The organism is Mesorhizobium sp. M6A.T.Cr.TU.014.01.1.1 (assembly GCF_004022765.1).
In the GTDB taxonomy this organism is placed as follows: Bacteria; Pseudomonadota; Alphaproteobacteria; order Rhizobiales; family Rhizobiaceae; genus Mesorhizobium; species Mesorhizobium mediterraneum.
The window spans coordinates 1-17,452 of record NZ_RZPG01000052.1; the positions used below are offsets into that span (position 1 = coordinate 1).

The 17,452-nt window shown below is 61.0% G+C and carries 17 protein-coding genes and 3 pseudogenes; 10 read left to right on the top strand and 10 right to left on the bottom strand.

Annotated features, from left to right (window positions below; translation table 11 throughout):
* The 4 genes and pseudogenes from gltB to EN885_RS32475 all read right to left on the bottom strand — a co-directional run.
* The coding region (gene gltB, locus EN885_RS32460) for a glutamate synthase large subunit (protein ID WP_128335253.1) at positions 1-4,009 on the bottom strand (4,009 nt) is incomplete at its 3' end.
* Positions 4,010-4,358: 349 nt separating this feature from the next.
* Complete coding sequence (locus tag EN885_RS32465) at positions 4,359-5,471, bottom strand: TlpA disulfide reductase family protein (protein WP_126107345.1); 1,113 nt, start codon at positions 5,469-5,471, stop codon at positions 4,359-4,361.
* 290 nt (positions 5,472-5,761) lie between these two features.
* Positions 5,762-6,049 (bottom strand): annotated as a pseudogene (locus tag EN885_RS32470) (pyridoxal-phosphate dependent enzyme); the annotation flags it as partial.
* Positions 6,046-6,303, bottom strand: coding sequence for a hypothetical protein (locus EN885_RS32475; RefSeq protein ID WP_126104963.1), 258 nt, complete (start codon positions 6,301-6,303; stop codon positions 6,046-6,048). The gene EN885_RS32475 and the pseudogene EN885_RS32470, both read right to left, overlap by 4 nt.
* A 609-nt stretch (positions 6,304-6,912) precedes the next feature.
* On the opposite strand from EN885_RS32475, the gene EN885_RS32480 reads away from it, so the two are divergent.
* The 6 genes from EN885_RS32480 to EN885_RS34925 all read left to right on the top strand — a co-directional run bounded on the left by EN885_RS32480 (position 6,913) and on the right by EN885_RS34925 (position 12,176).
* Positions 6,913-7,842, top strand: a complete 930-nt coding sequence (locus EN885_RS32480) for a TauD/TfdA family dioxygenase (protein ID WP_126104964.1) — start codon at positions 6,913-6,915, stop codon at positions 7,840-7,842.
* Between the two features lie 864 nt (positions 7,843-8,706).
* Complete coding sequence (locus tag EN885_RS32485) at positions 8,707-8,928, top strand: hypothetical protein (protein WP_126104965.1); 222 nt, start codon at positions 8,707-8,709, stop codon at positions 8,926-8,928.
* Between the two features lie 817 nt (positions 8,929-9,745).
* Entirely contained in the window at positions 9,746-10,396 is a 651-nt protein-coding gene (locus EN885_RS34540; RefSeq protein WP_245458163.1) for a multicopper oxidase domain-containing protein, read from the top strand.
* A complete protein-coding gene (locus tag EN885_RS34545; protein ID WP_245493190.1) occupies positions 10,293-11,132 on the top strand; it encodes a multicopper oxidase domain-containing protein in 840 nt (279 codons plus the stop codon). Before EN885_RS34540 ends, EN885_RS34545 begins: the two co-directional genes overlap by 104 nt.
* Positions 11,129-11,353: a DUF411 domain-containing protein gene (locus tag EN885_RS34550; protein ID WP_236372580.1), complete on the top strand. Its 225-nt coding sequence runs from the start codon at positions 11,129-11,131 to the stop codon at positions 11,351-11,353. The genes EN885_RS34545 and EN885_RS34550 overlap by 4 nt, the downstream gene beginning before the upstream one ends.
* Positions 11,354-11,405: 52 nt before the next feature.
* Positions 11,406-12,176 (top strand): redoxin domain-containing protein, encoded by a 771-nt coding sequence (locus EN885_RS34925; RefSeq protein WP_245330000.1) that lies wholly within the window; start codon positions 11,406-11,408, stop codon positions 12,174-12,176.
* Positions 12,177-12,426: 250 nt separating this feature from the next.
* Here EN885_RS34925 and EN885_RS32520 read toward each other — a convergent pair whose 3' ends face one another.
* Together EN885_RS32520 and EN885_RS34560 are read right to left on the bottom strand one after the other, a co-directional pair.
* Complete coding sequence (locus EN885_RS32520) at positions 12,427-12,843, bottom strand: hypothetical protein (protein ID WP_063169404.1); 417 nt, start codon at positions 12,841-12,843, stop codon at positions 12,427-12,429.
* 1,267 nt (positions 12,844-14,110) lie between these two features.
* Positions 14,111-14,485: a hypothetical protein gene (locus EN885_RS34560; protein ID WP_245458166.1), complete on the bottom strand. Its 375-nt coding sequence runs from the start codon at positions 14,483-14,485 to the stop codon at positions 14,111-14,113.
* Between EN885_RS34560 and EN885_RS34795 the strand changes: the two genes are divergently transcribed.
* Both EN885_RS34795 and EN885_RS34800 read left to right on the top strand, forming a co-directional pair.
* Positions 14,479-14,775, top strand: a complete 297-nt coding sequence (locus tag EN885_RS34795; protein ID WP_281033164.1) for a hypothetical protein — start codon at positions 14,479-14,481, stop codon at positions 14,773-14,775. The two genes, EN885_RS34560 and EN885_RS34795, sit on opposite strands and share 7 nt — an antisense overlap.
* On the top strand, positions 14,724-14,972 hold the full coding sequence (locus EN885_RS34800; protein ID WP_236372574.1) for a tyrosine-type recombinase/integrase: 249 nt from the start codon (positions 14,724-14,726) through the stop codon (positions 14,970-14,972). Before EN885_RS34795 ends, EN885_RS34800 begins: the two co-directional genes overlap by 52 nt.
* A 46-nt stretch (positions 14,973-15,018) precedes the next feature.
* On the opposite strand, the gene tnpB is transcribed toward EN885_RS34800, so the two are convergent.
* From tnpB to EN885_RS32545, 3 genes are read right to left on the bottom strand one after another with little or no spacing between them, the layout of a single operon-like run.
* Positions 15,019-15,174: an IS66 family insertion sequence element accessory protein TnpB gene (gene tnpB, locus EN885_RS34805; RefSeq protein WP_095488107.1), complete on the bottom strand. Its 156-nt coding sequence runs from the start codon at positions 15,172-15,174 to the stop codon at positions 15,019-15,021.
* The gene (locus tag EN885_RS34570) at positions 15,171-15,413 is read right to left on the bottom strand and encodes a transposase (protein WP_245458167.1); all 243 of its coding nucleotides are present in this window, start codon (positions 15,411-15,413) and stop codon (positions 15,171-15,173) included. The genes tnpB and EN885_RS34570 overlap by 4 nt, the downstream gene beginning before the upstream one ends.
* 54 nt (positions 15,414-15,467) lie before the next feature.
* Positions 15,468-15,941, bottom strand: a complete 474-nt coding sequence (locus EN885_RS32545; protein WP_128244309.1) for a transposase — start codon at positions 15,939-15,941, stop codon at positions 15,468-15,470.
* Between the two features lie 409 nt (positions 15,942-16,350).
* On the opposite strand from EN885_RS32545, the gene EN885_RS32550 reads away from it, so the two are divergent.
* Positions 16,351-16,626 carry a hypothetical protein gene (locus tag EN885_RS32550; RefSeq protein WP_063169403.1) on the top strand — a complete coding sequence of 92 codons (276 nt, stop codon included), beginning with the start codon at positions 16,351-16,353 and terminating at the stop codon, positions 16,624-16,626.
* A gap of 222 nt (positions 16,627-16,848) precedes the next feature.
* On the opposite strand, the pseudogene EN885_RS33975 reads toward EN885_RS32550, so the two are convergent.
* Positions 16,849-16,974, bottom strand: a pseudogene (locus EN885_RS33975) (LysR family transcriptional regulator); the annotation flags it as partial.
* Between the two features lie 152 nt (positions 16,975-17,126).
* Here EN885_RS33975 and EN885_RS32560 point away from each other — a divergent pair.
* A pseudogene (locus EN885_RS32560) lies at positions 17,127-17,331 on the top strand (acyltransferase); the annotation flags it as partial.
* Positions 17,332-17,452 lie beyond the last annotated feature (121 nt).

Here is a 17,452-nt window from a genome sequence, read left to right on the forward strand (position 1 = left end):
GCTTCACCGAGATCGTGTCCTCGCGCAGGCCCTTGTGCTTGAAGCGCTTTGCCACCTCGCCCGACAGCATGGCACCCGTCGAACGGTCGACATTGCGGATCGGCAGCTCGATGCTGACCGGCTGCCTGGCGTCCAGTGCCGGCTTGGCGAGTTCGATCAGCTTACGGTCGAGCACATCGTCGATTGGGTGCTTTTGCCGTTCGGTCCAATGCACCGCCTCGTGCGGGGCATCGGGCTTGAAGAACATCTTGCTGAAATCGAGCCCGCGCGCCTTCCAATGCTGGATCAGCGCCCGCTTTTCCAAGAGATCGGTGTCGCCGATGATCTGGTCGAGATGGGTGTAGCCCATCTCGGCGAGCAGCGCCCGCACCTCTTCCGCCACATAGAAGAAGAAGTTGATGACGTGTTCCGGCGTGCCCTTGAAGCGCTTGCGCAACACCGGATCCTGCGTAGCGACGCCGACCGGGCAGGTGTTGAGATGGCACTTGCGCATCATGATGCAGCCGGCCGCGATCAGCGGGGCGGTCGAGAAGCCGAATTCGTCGGCGCCGAGCAACGCGCCGATGACGACGTCGCGGCCGGTGCGCAGGCCACCATCGACCTGCAGCGCGACGCGCGACCTGAGGCCGTTGAGCACCAGCGTCTGGTGCGTCTCGGCAAGGCCCATTTCCCACGGGCTGCCGGCATGCTTGAGCGAGGTCAGCGGCGAAGCGCCGGTGCCGCCGTCATAACCCGATATGGTGATGTGGTCGGCACGCGCCTTGGCGACGCCGGCCGCAACCGTGCCGACGCCGACTTCGGACACCAGCTTGACCGACACATCCGCCGCCGGATTGACGTTCTTGAGGTCGTAGATGAGCTGGGCCAGATCCTCGATCGAGTAGATGTCGTGATGCGGCGGCGGCGAGATCAGGCCGACGCCCGGCGTCGAATGCCTGACCTTGGCGATGGTGGCATCGACCTTGTGGCCGGGCAGCTGACCGCCCTCGCCCGGCTTTGCGCCTTGCGCGACCTTGATCTGCATCATGTCGGAGTTGACCAGATATTCCGCCGTCACGCCGAACCGTCCGGAAGCGACCTGCTTGATCGCCGAACGTTCCGGGTTCTTGCCACCGCCCGGCAGCGGCAGGTAGCGGTCGGCCTCTTCGCCGCCCTCGCCGGTGTTCGACTTGCCGCCGATGGTGTTCATGGCGCGCGCCAGCGTGGTGTGCGCTTCCCTGGAGATCGAGCCGAAGGACATCGCTCCGGTCGAGAACCGCTTGACGATATCGGCTGCCGGCATGACCTCGTCGAGCGTGACCTTCTTGCGGCCGGTTTCTTCGGCGAGCCTGATCTTGAACAGGCCGCGAATGCTCTGCGCCTGCGCCGTCTCGCTGTCGATCTGAGCGGAATAGTCCTTGAACGTCTCCCATGAGCCCTGGCGCACGGCGTGCTGCAAGGTGGCGACCGCATCGGGCGACCAGATATGCGCTTCGCCGCGCATGCGGAACATGTATTCGCCGCCGACCTCGAGGCTGTTGCGCAGCACCGGGTCGTTGCCGAAGCCGTCGGTATGGCGGCTGACCGTCTCGGCGGCGATCTCGTCCAGCCCGACGCCTTCGATCAGGGTCGCGGTGCCGGTGAAATACTTCTGCACGAAGTCCGACTTCAACCCGATCGCGTCGAAGATCTGCGCGCCGCAATAGGACTGATAGGTCGAGATGCCCATCTTGGACATCACCTTGAGGATGCCCTTGCCGATCGACTTGATGTAGCGGGTAACGACTTCATAGGCGTCGACCTCCGCCGGCAGCTCGCCACGCTTGTGCATGTCGAGCAGCGTGTCGAAGGCGAGATAGGGGTTGATCGCCTCGGCTCCATAGCCGGCAAGACAGCAGAAATGATGCACCTCGCGCGGCTCACCGGACTCGACGACGAGCCCCACCGACGTGCGCAACCCCTTGCGGATCAGATGATGGTGAACGGCCGCCGTCGCCAGCAGCGCCGGAATGGCGATACGGTCCGGCCCGAGCTGACGGTCGGACAGGATGATGATGTTATAGCCGCCGGCGACCGCCGCCTCGGCGCGCTCGCATAGCCGGTCGATGGCACCCTGCATGCCGGCCGCGCCTTCGTTCGACGCGTAGGTGATGTCGATCGTCTTGGTGTCGAAGCGGTCCTCGGTGTGGCCGATGGAGCGTATCTTTTCGAGATCGCCATTGGTCAGGATCGGCTGGCGCACTTCGAGCCGCTTGCGGCGCGAATTGCCGACGAGGTCGAAGATGTTGGGCCTCGGCCCGATGAAGGACACCAGGCTCATCACCAGCTCCTCGCGGATCGGGTCGATCGGCGGGTTGGTGACCTGGGCAAAGTTCTGCTTGAAATAGGTGTAGAGCAGCTTCGATCTGTCCGACATTGCCGAAATCGGCGTGTCGGTGCCCATCGAGCCGACCGCTTCCTGGCCGGTGGTCGCCATCGGCGACATCAACAGCTTGGTGTCCTCCTGGGTGTAGCCAAACGCCTGCTGGCGGTCGAGCAGTGAGACATCCCTGCGCAGGGCGCGCGGCTCGACCGGGTTCAGATCCTCGAGGATGAGCTGGGTGTTGGCGAGCCAGCTCTTGTAGGGGTGCCTGGTCGCGATCTCCGACTTGATCTCCTCGTCGGAAACGATGCGGCCCTTGTCCAGGTCGATCAGCAGCATGCGGCCGGGCTGCAGCCGCCACTTCTTGACGATCCTTTCCTCCGGCACCGGCAGCACGCCGGCTTCCGAGGCCATGATGACGCGGTCGTCGTCGGTGACGATGTAGCGCGCCGGCCGCAGCCCATTGCGGTCGAGCGTGGCACCGATCTGGCGGCCGTCGGTGAAGGCAACCGCCGCCGGCCCGTCCCACGGCTCCATCAGGGCTGCGTGATACTCGTAGAAGGCCTTGCGGTCCTGACCCATCAGCTTGTTGCCGGCCCAGGCTTCCGGGATCAGCATCATCATGGCGTGGGCGAGCGAGTAGCCGCCTTGCGTCAGGAATTCGAGCGCGTTGTCGAAGCAGGCGGTGTCCGACTGTCCTTCATAGGAGATCGGCCACAGCTTCGAGATATCGTTGCCGAACAGTTCGGAATCGACCGATGCCTGCCGCGCCGCCATCCAGTTGACGTTGCCGCGCAGCGTGTTGATCTCGCCATTGTGGGCGACCATACGATAGGGATGCGCCAGCTTCCACGACGGGAAGGTGTTGGTCGAGAAACGCTGGTGGACCAGGATCAGCGCCGTCTCGAAGCGCGGATCTGTCAAGTCCTTGTAATAGGCGCCGACCTGATAGGCCAGGAACATGCCCTTGTAGACGATGGTTCGCGACGACATCGACACGACGTAGAAGCCATTGTCGACGCCCTTGGTCTCCTCATGGATGCGACCGGAAACGACCTTGCGCAGAATGTAGAGCCGCCGCTCGTAATCGTCGTCGCTCTCGATCTCGGCGCCGCGGCCAAGGAACACCTGCCGCTGGACCGGTTCAGAGGCCGCGATATCCGGCGCCTTGGACAGCGATGAATTGTCGACCGGAACATCGCGAAAGCCGAGCAGCGGCTGGCCTTCGAGCTGCGCCACCTCGGCGATTATGCCTTCGATATGCGCCTGAAGCTCAGGATCGCGCGGCATGAACACATGGCCGACTGCGTAGTGGCCGGGCTTGGGCAGTTCGACCCCTTGCTTGGCCATCTCCTCGCGGAAGAAGCGGTCAGGCAGCTGCACCAGCACGCCGGCGCCGTCGCCCATCAGCGGATCCGCGCCGACGGCGCCGCGATGCGTCAGGTTTTCGAGCACGGCGAGGCCGTCCTCGACGATCTGGTGCGACTTCACGCCCTTCATGTTGACGATGAAGCCGACGCCGCAAGCATCGTGCTCGTTGCGCGGATCGTAGAGGCCTTGCGCGGCAAAGCCGCTATGGGTTCGCCAAATATTGGTCAGGGACGGATTTTTGACGGCTGCCGCTTTCGTCTGCGCGGCCTTCGTCGCAGATGGCGTCATGTCCGTCATCGTCCTGTCCTCGGTTCTTGCCTGGCGCAGAGACAGGCGGTCGGCTGCGTCCCCCGTCTTCCCCGCCTGTGGGCGCAGGTGGATCGGTGGGCAGCGCCGAGCTTCATGTTGCCAGCCTTACTCCAGTGCCATCTTTGACGGGTCCGGGAGACCCTTAGCGGCAGTATGTTTTGGTGAGTTGATCAGGCACGTCTTCTCCTTGCTCGGTCACGTGTTTGCGGATAACGGCGAGGCTGGGCTGGACGCCTGGGCCGGCCTATTTGTACAACCACGTCAGGGAAATGGACGAATTGGCCAGTAAGCCATTCGACTATCGCCCCTCTTTGGTTTCCTCCTTGGCCGCCCCCTTTCACCTTTTGGGAAAATCCTCTTGCGGAGCCACACAGAGAGCGCCGTAACAAACCTTCTCACCCTTGTAGTTGGCCAGAGCCTGCAGCAACTCGGGTAGAAGGTGCTGTTTCAGGTCGTCCGAGACAGGCTCCGGACCTTCCAGCGCTTTCAGTGTCTGCTCGAGCAACTCGATGGCGCGATCTTTGTTGCCGCTCTCATGATAGTACTGAGCGACCACCGGATAAGACAGGAACTTAGAGCCGCCGCCTTGCGGCAGTGCCACGATGTGTTTGGACAGCTCTTCGCCCATCGCGAAGCGCTCAGCAGACGGAAAGCCGGAATAATCAAAGCCCGGCGCGAAGAGTTGGTATAGCGCCCAATACATCCATTCCTCGGACTTTCTGTCGATCGCGTCGCGAACGAATTGGCGCATTACGGGCAAGCCGGCCTGCATGTCGCGCATTCTGTGAAGCAACAGATTGACATGACTCACTCGGAAGTTGAGTTTGTCCGGTATCAAGGCGATGCCTTCTTCAATCGCCGAGAGCGCCGTCTTCCAATCCTCGGCCTCCATTGCCGGCCGAAGTTTGTCGTATATGGGCTTGGTCAGCGCTTGTTCGCGCGCTATGGTTTCGCCTTCCGCAATCCGCTCCGTATCGGCGGATTTTGCCTGATCGCTGGTGCGCCAGCTGCCGTTAAGCACCTTCGGCAAAACCTCATCGAGTTGCGTGGGATGACCGATAAAGGCGATGTGGCCGTCTCGGTCGACCACGAACGAGGTCGGGACCCCGTAAGAAAAGCTGGGCCCCATCCAAAGCTTGTCCATTTCGCCTGTGGAGTCGAATGCGATCCGATAGTTCAGATTCGGGAATTTTTCGGTCAACCAAGCGTCCAACGTGCTTCGGGCCTCGTCGGCCGTTGGAGCGTCTTCAGAAGCCGCGACTCCGACGATCTCAACGCCGTTGTCCTTGTATTTCTCCTGCAGCTGGATCAGATGGGGCATCCCGTCCACACATGGGCCGCACCAAGTTGCCCAAAATTCGACTATGCACACTTTGCCGGGCTCAAAGCTGGTGAGGGGCTCGCCACGCAGCCAGTTCTCGACTTTAATCGAAGGAGCCGGGGACTCCATCTGCAATACCACGTTGCGGTCCAAAGCTATTTCCAAAGGTTTCTGCACGAGCTGGTTTCCTCTCAGAGACGGCACACGGGTTCAGGGAGGAGCGGATCGCTCGTCTTGCCCCATTGAGTGCAGTCACAGTCACTCAGTGTCAAAAACCATGCCAACGCGCTCAGCGCGCAGTTAGCGCCCATTGCTTCGAAAAACCTCGACAGTGCCCAGATGTTGGTTGTAATGAACCTGACATTTGTCTGACGCTGTCAGCTTTTGGACACGCGATCACGCGCTTCGTGCCGCCAGAAGGCCAGGCCGAGCCCTGTGTTGCCAGCGGTCGCTTCGATGATTGTACCGCCCCGCGCGAGCTGGCCACGCTGTTCGGCATTAACGATCATCGACAACGCAATGCGATCCTTGATCGATCCGCCGGGATTCTGGCTTTCGAGCTTGACGAAGAGACGACACCTGCCGGTATCGAAGCTCTTCAGTTCGACGACCGGCGTCTCCCCAATCAGATCGAGCACTGACGCAAATGGCGGACGCAGGCGAGAGGACGCCTTTGTCGACGGTCGGCGGAACGTCTCGAGGCTCATGCGGCTGCGGTCTCCAGAATGTCGGCATAGTGCCATTGCGCAGCATCGGGATGCGAGCGCAGTCGGCTCTTCAGCAGTTGCGGAACAGTGGATTGTCGGGGTCGCTGGCGGGGGACCCGCTTCGGCAGCCGTTCAGGCGGCAGGTCAAGAAACCGTATGTCGGCATCAAGCAGCGCGCCGAAGAAGAAGGGAATCGAAACAGTGCCCTTCGAAAGACCCAGGGCAACGGAAATCATTGCATCGGGCGAGTTCATGCGCCTGAAGCAGCGCTGCCTGCAACTGCTTCATAGCGACAGGCGGGCGAGACTCTAGCGAGGCTTTCGCCGCTTGGTTGATTGAGGCTCTCGACGAAGCCACCAGATTCGGCGGCCGATAATAGCTTGCTGCTCATTGGGACGTCGACCAACGCCGGGATTGAGAAAGGCAACCCTGCCCCACAAGGCGGGTGTCACACGTGCGGTGCGTCCGCTCGTCACGCCGGATGGTTTTTGAGACCTGGTTTCACGGCTAATCAGATGCACCCCTGTCGTCGTTTCGGTGCAGGCCGCCAGGGGGGCGTGTTGCAGCAGCTTGCAATTAGTTTCGCCACTACGGGGCGTGCGAGCACGGGGCTGCACAATGAGATCATATGCCGGCGTGGGGACCAAAGTGTGGCGCAGCCTTAGAGAACTCAACACCGAGACCGGAGCAACGGAGACTGCTCTTTCGTCGAGCCAGTTTAAATTAGAACATTCTTTCTATAGTTTACGTCAATTATCCTGTTCGATAGCTCTGTCGACTAGCGATGAGACTTTTCAACGCAGCGCGGACATCCGCTGGCCGGATGTGACTTGCTATCCTTTCAAGATCAAACAGGAGAACCCATGAGCAATCCACTCCTTGTCAACCGGACCATTCTTGACTCCGACGTTGTACCGCTGACCAGCCGTGTCGGAGCTGAAATCAGAGGCGTTCGCCTTGGCGGAGACCTTTCGGATGCAGCGATAGCAGCCATCAACCAGCTTCTTCTAAAACACAAGGTGATCTTCTTCCGCGGCCAGGAGCATCTCGACGATGCGGAGCAGGAATTGTTCGCGCGGCGTCTGGGTGACCTTGTACCTCATCCCACGCAGGGGCCGGCAGCCGGCACGGCCTCAATCCTCAATCTCGATTCCGGCCGTGGCGGTGGCAGGGCAGACCAGTGGCATACCGATGTGACTTTCGTCGATGCCTATCCGAAATTCTCGGTCCTACGTGGCGTCGTCATTCCGGCGGCGGGGGGCGACACGATCTGGTCCAACACGCACGCCGCGTACGAGAATCTGCCGGCGCCGCTCAAAATATTGGCGGACAATCTGTGGGCTATTCATAGCAATGCCTACGACTACGCAGCCGTGCGCCCGCGCGCCACAGCCGAAGAGAAGAGGCACTTCGAGGAAGTCTTCACATCGACGATCTACGAGACCGAGCATCCGGTCGTGCGCGTCCATCCCGAAACCGGGGAGAAGTCGCTGCTGCTCGGCAATTTCGTGCAGCGCCTCGTCGGCCTTTCCAAGAGCGATTCCGCCAAACTCTACGAGGTGTTCCAGTCCTACGTCACTGCCCCGGAAAATACCGTGCGGTGGCGCTGGCAAGTAAGCGACGTCGCTATCTGGGACAACCGTGCTACCCAGCATTATGCGGTCAACGACTATGGCGACCAGCACCGGGTTGTGCGTCGCGCTACGGTTGACGGTGACGTTCCGATCGGCGTCGACGGTCGCCGCAGTATAACCCGTGTCAAGGCAGCCAAGCCGGCGGCGAAGGCAGCCTGACCGTCTGAACAGGGTAAAGATGAAAACTTCGTATCGCCGCGGCCATATCGCGCTGCTTAACCGCCCCACAAAGCCTTATGATTTCCGAGAAGCAAGGCGAGTTGCGGGCTCGAGGCTTGGCCCGAAATCGAGGTCCTGCAGCGTAGCGCATGGCTCGAGTCGCTGCTCGTGGCCCTGCTGCAGCGGTACAGGTCCCCCACCGCCCCACCATCTCGCCCGCCCTGCACCTCGGATAGCGATCATTCACCGTTTGTTCATTATGATAGCGCACGATCATAACTGGACATGCTGGTAGCTCGTACATGCCTGAAGGCCCTGCGCGCCGACCCAGCGCCGGGGCCTTTTTACTTCCGCAAAATCGATTCCAGCAACGCGGGCACTTCGCAGGATGTCGCAATCCCGCGCTTGCGATGATACGCCGTACAGCGAATTGCGCGAACCAAACGAATTTGGGTTCCTCAAATATAGAATCGTCGATACCGATCCTGATGGATCGAGCCTCGACGACGAAGTCAACCATCTTCAAACGGAATTATTCAACATTGCCGAGAGCTCCCGGTGTGCCGTCGAAGCCGACATTCGGGAGGTCAGCGGTCACCAACGATCATGGTGATCGCCAGCATCTTTCGTATTCACATGACCGTCGGCCTGGTACTTTCCCGAGGCATGACATGAGTGGGTCTTCCTAGCACCGATTTGGCCCGGTAGGATTTGCAGGGGGCGCGGACAAGCGGATGAACAAACGGAATGATGCTGGAAAACTGCGCGCCTGCTGGGATTTAGCCGACCGTCGATAGGAACATAGCCCTGGTCGACGGCTTTCTGAAGGGCAAGAGTTTCGCCGACCTGGCTCAGGAACATGGCTTGTCGACAACGAGGGTGCGCCAAATCATCGAGAAGGCCGATCGGCTCGTGGGCGGCGGCATTCAGACCAAGACTGAAACGTCCAACGCCTCGCCTCGATCCGATTTCATGGTCGACTATCCCTATGTGTGCAAATTGGCCGAGAAGCACCGGCTGGGTAGCGTCACGCCGCATCATTCTTTGCGGAGCTGGAGCGCGCGGGATCGCTGGAGCGGCTGGTGAAAGCGGTTGCCGGGGCGCACGCCAACAACAACACGTGAGCTGGCGCCTCGTGTGGCAAAAGGAGACGAGAGCCCATGGCCTGCAATGAAGCGATCAAGCATTGCGATCGTGGAACCAAGCTGCCCAGTCGACCATCCGAACCGCGGCCTTCAATGCCAGCTCGCCTTGGAATCGGCCTTCCAGGAATTGGCTGAGCGCGCAGCGGAATCCGGCTGGACCGAGGAGATAGCCACGCGCTCCTCGAACTCGCCGGCGCGCGCCTTAGGAGCGACTCCGCCAATGACGAGACTGAGAGGACGATTAATCGTGCCAGGGCAACGAGAGAGCGGCAGGTTCAAGAAGCTTCGCCTGACCCGATAGGAACGTCGCTGCGCCAAAATTGGCGGTGAAGGCTGACCGCGGCCGAGTCGGGCAAGCGAGCGAAGTGCTGAAATAAGGGCGTGAGAATCCAAGACATCGTTTGTAGAGAGCATCGAGCTTCGCGAGATTGTGGTATAGGATCGACCGCAGGTGTTCTCGGAGCGCTCGCAGAACCCCGGATTCTTCCGCGGCACCCGCCAAGGCGAAGAACGATCAGAGTTGCACGATAACGCTTAAAAGCGAGCCTTCCTCCGAAAGTCTGCGCGCGCAGTTCCACGGTCCGATGCGCTTTCATAGCTATTCCAATCGCCGCGCCCATTCTCTCCCGGATCAGGTCCAGCGGGTCTGCAGTGCATGCGCCCCCAAAGTGGACGCCATTGGGCCGGGTGAACCGGGCTCGATTGCGCGCCGAAGGCCCGTTCCAGGCCCGGAAATCCGGGTCCGTCAGGGCGAGCGCGTGCGGGTCGAGGTAGAGAACGGCCTTGCCGAGAAAACGACCGTGCACTGGCATCGCGTGCGTGTGCCACATGCCATGGATGGCGTGCCTCACCTCACGCAGAAGCCGATTGGAGCGGGCGAGCGCTTCGTCTACGAGTTCGACGCCGTCGACGTCGGCACCTTCTGGCATGACCCGCACCAGAGGAGCTTCGAACAGGTCGGGCGCGGACTTTATGGTCCGCTGATCATCGAGGAACCGGCGGCGGTGCGGGCCGATCGCGAGGTGACCTGGATGCTCGGTGACTGGGGGCTGACGAAATCTGGCGCAATCAGCGAGGATCTCGGCAACCGGCACGACATTCACCACGATGGCCGCGTCGGCAACACGGTTACCATCAATGGCCGCGTGCCGGATACCTTTGCGGTCAGAAAGGGCGAGCGCATCCGGCTGCGGCTGATCAACGCCGCCAATGCACGCATCTTCAGTCCCGACTTCACGGGTTTTCGGCCGGCCGTCATCGCGCTCGACGGCCAGCCGGTGACGCCACACGCGCCGGAGGCGGGTGGTGCTGGGTCCCGCAATGCGCACCGATCTGATCCTCGACATGACAGGCAAGCCGGGCAGCCGGATTTCGATCTTCGACCGGTTCTACGAGGGGCTGGAATATGAGCTCGTCGATCTTGTTTATTCCGACACTCCGCTTAGGGCACGTGTGCTTGATTGGCCGCTGAACCTGCCGACCATTCCGCTGCCGGAGCCGGACCTCGATACAGCGTCCCGCAACGAAGTCGTCTTCACCGGCGGCATGATGGGCGAGATGGTGGCGCAGGACATGGGTGAAAGCATGGGTCCGGGGACGATGAATTCCGGCACCGCCTGGTTCATCAACGGCGTCGCCGCCGACGAGGCCAATCACGACATGAAGCCGGGGCTGACGCTCTTGCGGAATAAGAGCCACGTCATCGCCACGACGACCAACGCAACCGCGTGGCATGATCCGATCCATCTGCACGGCCATTCCTTCCGGGTGATTTCCCGCAACGGCCAGCCCACCCCACGTCGCGAATGGCAGGACACGGCGCTGGTTTCGCCGCGCGAGAAGGTCGAGATCGCCTTCGTCGCCGACAATCCCGGCAATTGGATGTTCCACTGCCACGTTCTCGAACACCAGGCGGCCGGTCGCCTGACCAGTCCACAAGCCGAAGGAGAAGCAAAAATGTCCAATACCCTGATAGCTCTTGTCCTCGCCTCGATCCTGTCAGGCGCCGCTCCGGCGTTCGCCGGCGAAAGGACGTCACGCTCTACAAGAACCCGCAATGCGGCTGCTGCGAAGGTTATGCCGGCTATTTGCAGGAAACGGCTTCGCTGTCACCGTCAAGGCCGACTCACGACCTTTTCGCCATGAGCCGCGAAGAGGGCATTCCGCCGGAAGCCGATGGCTGCCTTCTCTCGTTCATCGACGGCTATGTGGTGAGCGGCCATGTGCCGGTCGGCACGGTCAACAAGCTCTTGACCGAGCGGCCCGACATCAAAGGGCATGACGCTGCCCGGCATGCCGATGGGCTCCCCCGGCATGAGTGGCACGAAGGAAGCGCCCTTCGAGATTCTCGAAATCCGGAAGTCTGACGGGACCGGCGGCGTCTACGCCACGGAATAGGAGGCTTCGATGATGGAATGCATGAGCGGCATGATGATGTTCGGCATGGGCCTGGTGTGGCTGCTTGTCGTCGTCGTGCTCGTCCTCGGGACGGCCGCGCTGATCAAGTACCTGTTCTCCAGCGGCGGCAAAGGAGAAGGGCGTCGGTCCTCTTATCGATGCGTGGCCGCGGCAGGCCTCGGATTGGTCTGGACATTGCCTTGGCTCGCCAACCGGATGGCCGGTGGCGGCGCCCCGGCCGCGGCGATAGCGCTAGGCAAGACGGTTTTAGCCAGGCGAAGGTCAGCGCGATTGGAAAGCCCGCTGCCTTCGGGACGCATGCCGGCGCCGGGACCGGCCGCGGTCGTCGGCGGCGGCTACCAGAGCGACATGCCGGGCTTCGGGAATGTCCTCACCGACGAGGAGATCCGGGCCGTTCTGGCCTTCATCAAAAGCACATGGCCCGAGCGGGAACGCGCCTATCAGGCAGATGAGCCGCCGGGAGCGGGAGCAGACACAGTGAGACCAATCCTAGCCGCGGAGCCCTCGAACGCCCCCAACCGGAATGCATTGTCCATGAAAGCGAAACCGTCGCTTGCGATTCAATTTCTGGCGCTGATCCTCGCGACCTCCGCGCTGGCCCACCATCCGGGCGCCGATCTCGACAAGATGAGGGACAGCGCGGAGAGGTTCTTCCAGGCGATCGACGAGCAGGCCGCGCCGCCTTTCGAACTGGCCGACGCGGACGGAAGGGCCGTCCGCCTTTCCGATTTCTCCGACAAGATCGTGGTGCTCTACTTCATGACGAGGTAACCTTGGAAGAAGAAGGCGACGGCCACTGGCGGCAGGATGGCAAGCACGCTGGCCGCAAAAAGCGGCCCATACTCATAGAAGCGGGCCGGTTCTGTCGCAAATCGTGCTTTTGGCCACAACTGGACGCTTTCGCGCGCTTATGGACCAGCTCACATGTCCAACAACGCAAGCAGATGACAGGGCTCGACGTGCCCCGGGGTGGCGCCCTACTTCCACGCTCGCACTGTCACACTCCCGCCGAAAGGCGGGTTTAGTGAGTTATGGCAGTGACTGTGCCACCAGTCCAAACGTCGAGTTTCGCGGCAACTTCGACACTTTCCTTAGCTGACTTGCCCAAAACCAGCGCGGCCAAAGCATACTGCTTGCCGCTCCCGATGGCATAATATTCACCTTTCACGGGATCACTTGGCAGCCAATTGCCGTCCAACAATACGGCTTCCCCATTTTTGCGCACTATCAGCGCCTCAAATTCAAAATTGTCGTCGTTGCGCGGCACAGGAATATCAGAAACATCCATGCCCTTCTCAACCCAGTCTCGAACGGCCTTTGGAATACCCAAGGACGAAGAGGAAACGCCGATGAGTGTGCCGTCGCATAAGCGAAACACCTTCGTTTTCTCACCGACGGATACTGAGTCAAAACCCAAGGCTCGGCCGTCGCCAGCCATGGTTCCGTTCCTGTAAGCTATTGTTGTCATTGGCACCCTTCTATCGCTACATCAAACTTCAGGACCTTGCGCATGTCCCCTGTGTCAAGGTCACTGACCGACGGCCTATTTGCCTGATACACGATACAGGCTGCGCTCCTTGAGTTCGCGCACGGGTGGCCGTCATCTTGCCGCCTTCGCGCAATGCCTTGAACAGGCCGAGTCTGTCCCCCAGCGGGAATGACAACCACCTCCATGTCGTTGAAAAGCAGGAAATCCGTCACTTTGCCTCGTCGGTAACGGGCGGAGCCGGAGCGGTCGTCACCGGGCAAGCGCGGTCGCAGTAGGTATCCTGGGCAGCCCGTCAGACATGGATGGCTCCGGTTGTGGTGACGGGGAGGGCGATAAGCAAGTTCGGGCCAAGTGATTGTTCCGCGGCTGTATGTTTTGGTGAGGTGATCATGCGACTTCTTGTTGGTCGGTCACGTGTTTGCGGATAACCAGCATGCGCTGTGCCAAATGAGAAAACCATTTAAAGTCAATCCAGCAGATCTGACTGTATTCCGACATTGTCGGAAATTGGACATCGCCGAACGCGAGCGCTCGGGGCTTGTGATGATACTTGGGCGTGCTGCTTCGGAGGAGGGATGCGCCTCGTACCGGCCGCGAAGCCTTCCTGCATTTAAGGCGCCAGATCAATTGAACGCGCATACCAGTCAGCCGTCCCGTCGTTTAGTCCAAATGGCGATCCATCTCAGCGCGCTCACGCCATCCACCTTTCTGCGCGACCCAAGCTAAACACGCTCGGCGATGATTAGGATACCGACTACATCTGGACCCGCCCGGCCCTGCTCGCCTGCGAGACTTGAGGCGTTCGTCGATCGGATAGAGGTTTCGATTCAGGAGACGTGCTTCGTGATGCGGCCATGATAGGCCGGTCCCTCACCGACTGCCGCACGCTCGGAAGAAGCCAAGGTAGGCGACAAGCCTCTGTGGATCGCTGAAGCGCCGAATGTTGCCGATTGCCGCGGCAACGTTCGCACCCACGGTGACGTCGGAGGCAACGTCATCAGGCGACGGATTGTCGGATCTAGTGGGCATGCACCGCGATATCCGCCTCGACCACCGTCAACGCCTCGTTGATCTGATGATCAAGCCGAGGTGGCACTCGATGGCGGCGCGCTCAAGGAGCAGCATGCGAACACCTACTCCTAGCGCCGCTCCTGGAGTCCTATTTCCGCCGGCGCCTGACGAAGCAGCGCAATGCGACTCCCGCGACCGTGGCCAGCTATCGCGATGCCTTGCGCATGCTGATCCTCTTTGCCGCCGCCCGATTGCGGAAGAAGCCGGCGGCGTTGGCGCTCGAAGAGCTGATCGAGATCTCGTTCTCGCTTTTCTCGACGAACTCGAGGAGAAGCGGAACAATTCCGTCACCACGCGCAACGCCCGCTTGGCCGCGATCCGATCTTTCTTCCGCCACGTCGCTGCCGCCGACCCGGCATCCTTCGGCGTCGCCCAACGCGTGCTGACGATTCCCATTAAACGGACGCACATTGACGTGACGTACCACCTCACCACGGCCGAAGTGGACACCCTCATCGCGGCGCCCGATCCAAAGACGCCCCGTGGTCGGCGCGACGAGCCTTTCTGCTCTTCTTGGCACGGACCGGCGCCCGGGCCTCCGAAGCCACCGGCGTCAACGCAAACGACCTTCAGTTGGAGCGGCCGCACCCACAAGTGCTGCTGCGCGGCAAAGGGCGTAGAGACCGCGTCGTCCCCATTGCTAAGGACCCGGCTGCGGGCGCTGACATCCTTGTTGAGCCAGCGCGGGATCGCCCATCACGAGCCGCGACCGATATTCCTCGGCGCCCGCAACGAGCGCCGGGCCTACCAGACCGGCTTTGGCCGACAAGCCCATATCGCCGCACATCTTCCGGCACTCCCTCGCCATGAAGCTTCTCCAGTCCGGCGTGGACCTTTTGACGATCCAAGCCTGGCTCGGGCATGCACGGGTCGCCACGACCCACCGCTATGCCACAGCGGATGTAGAGATGATGCGCAATGGACTCGAGAAGGCGGGCGTCACCGGCGATCACGGCGTGCGTTTCCGACCAAATGACTCCGTTCTGCAACTGCTGAACTCCATCTGAATCTTTATGTGGCGGAGGCAAGCTGGGTTTGGCCGGTCCGAAGGGGTCAGGGCGGCTCCGCCACATAATCTCGCCCGACGCATAAATGCGGATCCCGGCCCGATGTCTCCTGAACCTGCAGAGCGAGACCCTGCATTCCGCGACGCATATCGGTCCGGCCCACCGCCAACCAGATCCGCACCTGGCTCGGGACCGGGATCATGACACGCCCCGCGCCTTCACCATCGCCGCTGCCAGTGTTGGCGGCGTGGTCAGTGGAATCCGCAGCCGCACCTTGCCGGCGACCTCCAGCTCGATCACCACTGGCGGCGGGAGCGGCTGGGCGCGTTCGTCAAGAACGTCTTCAGTTGCCGGCTGCCCGGTCTCAGGTCGAAACAGCTCGTTGCGCCAGTATCGGCTGCTGGGGCGCGACGCTGTGTCACAGGAAGAAAGGAAGGTCACCTTGGAGCTCAGGTCAGTCGCCCCTCGGGCTTTTTGCCTATGGCGGCAAAGGGCTCAAGCAAGCCCGAGCTTTTTCCTGAGCTCGGCGTTTTCTTTCCGGAGCCGGTCAGCGAGGAGCTTCTTCAGACGGGCGTTCTCTTCTTCAAGCTTCACAAGATCCTTGAGCTCATCGCTCTGTGTTGTCTGCCCAGCAGCCCTTTTCCAGTGATAGTACGTCTGTTCCGATATTCCAGCGTTCTGAACGGCTGCCTTGATACTCTCTCCCCGTCCGATCTGCTTCTCGATCTCGCCGAGCTTCTGGGCACGCTCGTTCTCAGAGTAATTTCTCCGCGCTACCCGGACTGTAGGCGAAGCGATCGCTTTAGATGAAGACGCCTGAAGAGCCGAGCTGGCGGCGCTGGTTCGTATAGCACCTGCGCGCTGCGCGGTCCGCTTCCGCGTCTTCGGCGCCTTTATATCGGGTGTCTGTTCCTTCACGGGCACCTCGCCTGCTGCCTGGGTTGCCTCAGTTTCCTTAAGGTTGGACATCAGAAACTCCCTGCGATTTCAAACATCTATTCTAGCACGCAGCATCTAGAACTTATGGGCTTTGTCAACTGCGGCCACAAAACCGTGCTCGCCAATGTCGCCGTCCGACGCGTTAACATGATGCCAGTAACTGCGGCAATGCAATCGGTTCGCAATCCGCAACAAAGAGTATCGGCTGGATGTGCACGACGCCCCAGTCTCTGAAACAGCGTAGCCGCCCGGTAAGAGCCGCTTTCAGTCTGCCTTAGAAACAAGGTGGTCGGTCGCCACTCCCGCGCATACTATCCGTCTACTCTTGCTCCTCGCACGGCGCCAGGTCCTCGTCATCGATGCCGGGCAGCGTCGCAGCGGCTAAGCCAGCCACTCGCATTGCTCCCTGACAGGATGGTGCCGATCCTGCTGAGATCGCATGCTGGCGCGACGTTGCTTTGCGGCCACCGTCGCGCCTGCCCGTGAACTGTTCGCGCCTGTGCTCATGCTCGCCTTGACACCCTCGATGGGTCCATCCGGGATGGTCAACCATCCGGAACATAGCGGGCAGGCGGGCATCTTCACCAGCAGTCTCTGTGTCGCTCTCGTGGCGGCAAACAAGATCGAGGCTGGCGGGGTGATGATCAACGGTCCTCGAACCATCGATTTCGATCGCGGTGGCCGTTCAGTGCGTTCAAGCACGAGGCGCCGTTAGACGGCACCGCAGCATCATAGCGAAGTGCCATGCAGGACGACTCCCTGCAGCATCGTCTCGCGCAGCCAAACACTTGCCGGATCACTGTTGTGAACGGCCGGGCGTTTGACGGCCTGTGACGCGAAAAGGCAACGGAAGATCTAGCATTTATGGGGGAAATGTTTTTTCGGAGTGCTTGACCCGCAGGAAGGGCAGGGCATGACTGCCTATCGCCCGACCCGGCAAGGCCGCACTCATGACCGGCTGGGCTCGGATCCTGCATGCCGCGCCCGTGAGGTTGCGCTCTGTCGGGAGTGCGTCGAGCACAACGAGGAGATGTAGTTCACGACCTTTGAAACGCGTGGTCAACTATCCAAAGTGTGGATGCCTTTCATCGAAACAAACGATTTCATCAATGTTCTGGAATCCTGCATGGGCAGAAGCACCTGACGCACACCGATGCCCCCACTGCCTCATGGCGTGGCGAGCGTCTTAAGAAACCGCCCGAAAGGAGATTTTTCATGCGCTCTACCGGGCAGTGGAGTGCTGGGAAAGGGAGTTGCAACTGACCGGCCATGTCAAACTGTCCGACTTCTTCCGAGCCTATGGACAGACTGGAAACCTTCCAGCCATTCGAAAGCAGGCCGCAGTTGGGCCGGCGCGAGACCCGAAGCCCGCGCAATCGGCTACGACGCGCACGGTGTAGCGGCTCACATCGTCATACTGCACCTACGCCACACACCGGCCGGACCTGATCCGGCTTTATGAGCATTGGGCTTTGTCAGACGCACAAGCGTCGTGGCTTTCGCGACGCGGCGCGCCTCAGGAACTGAGCCGCGTCCAGGTC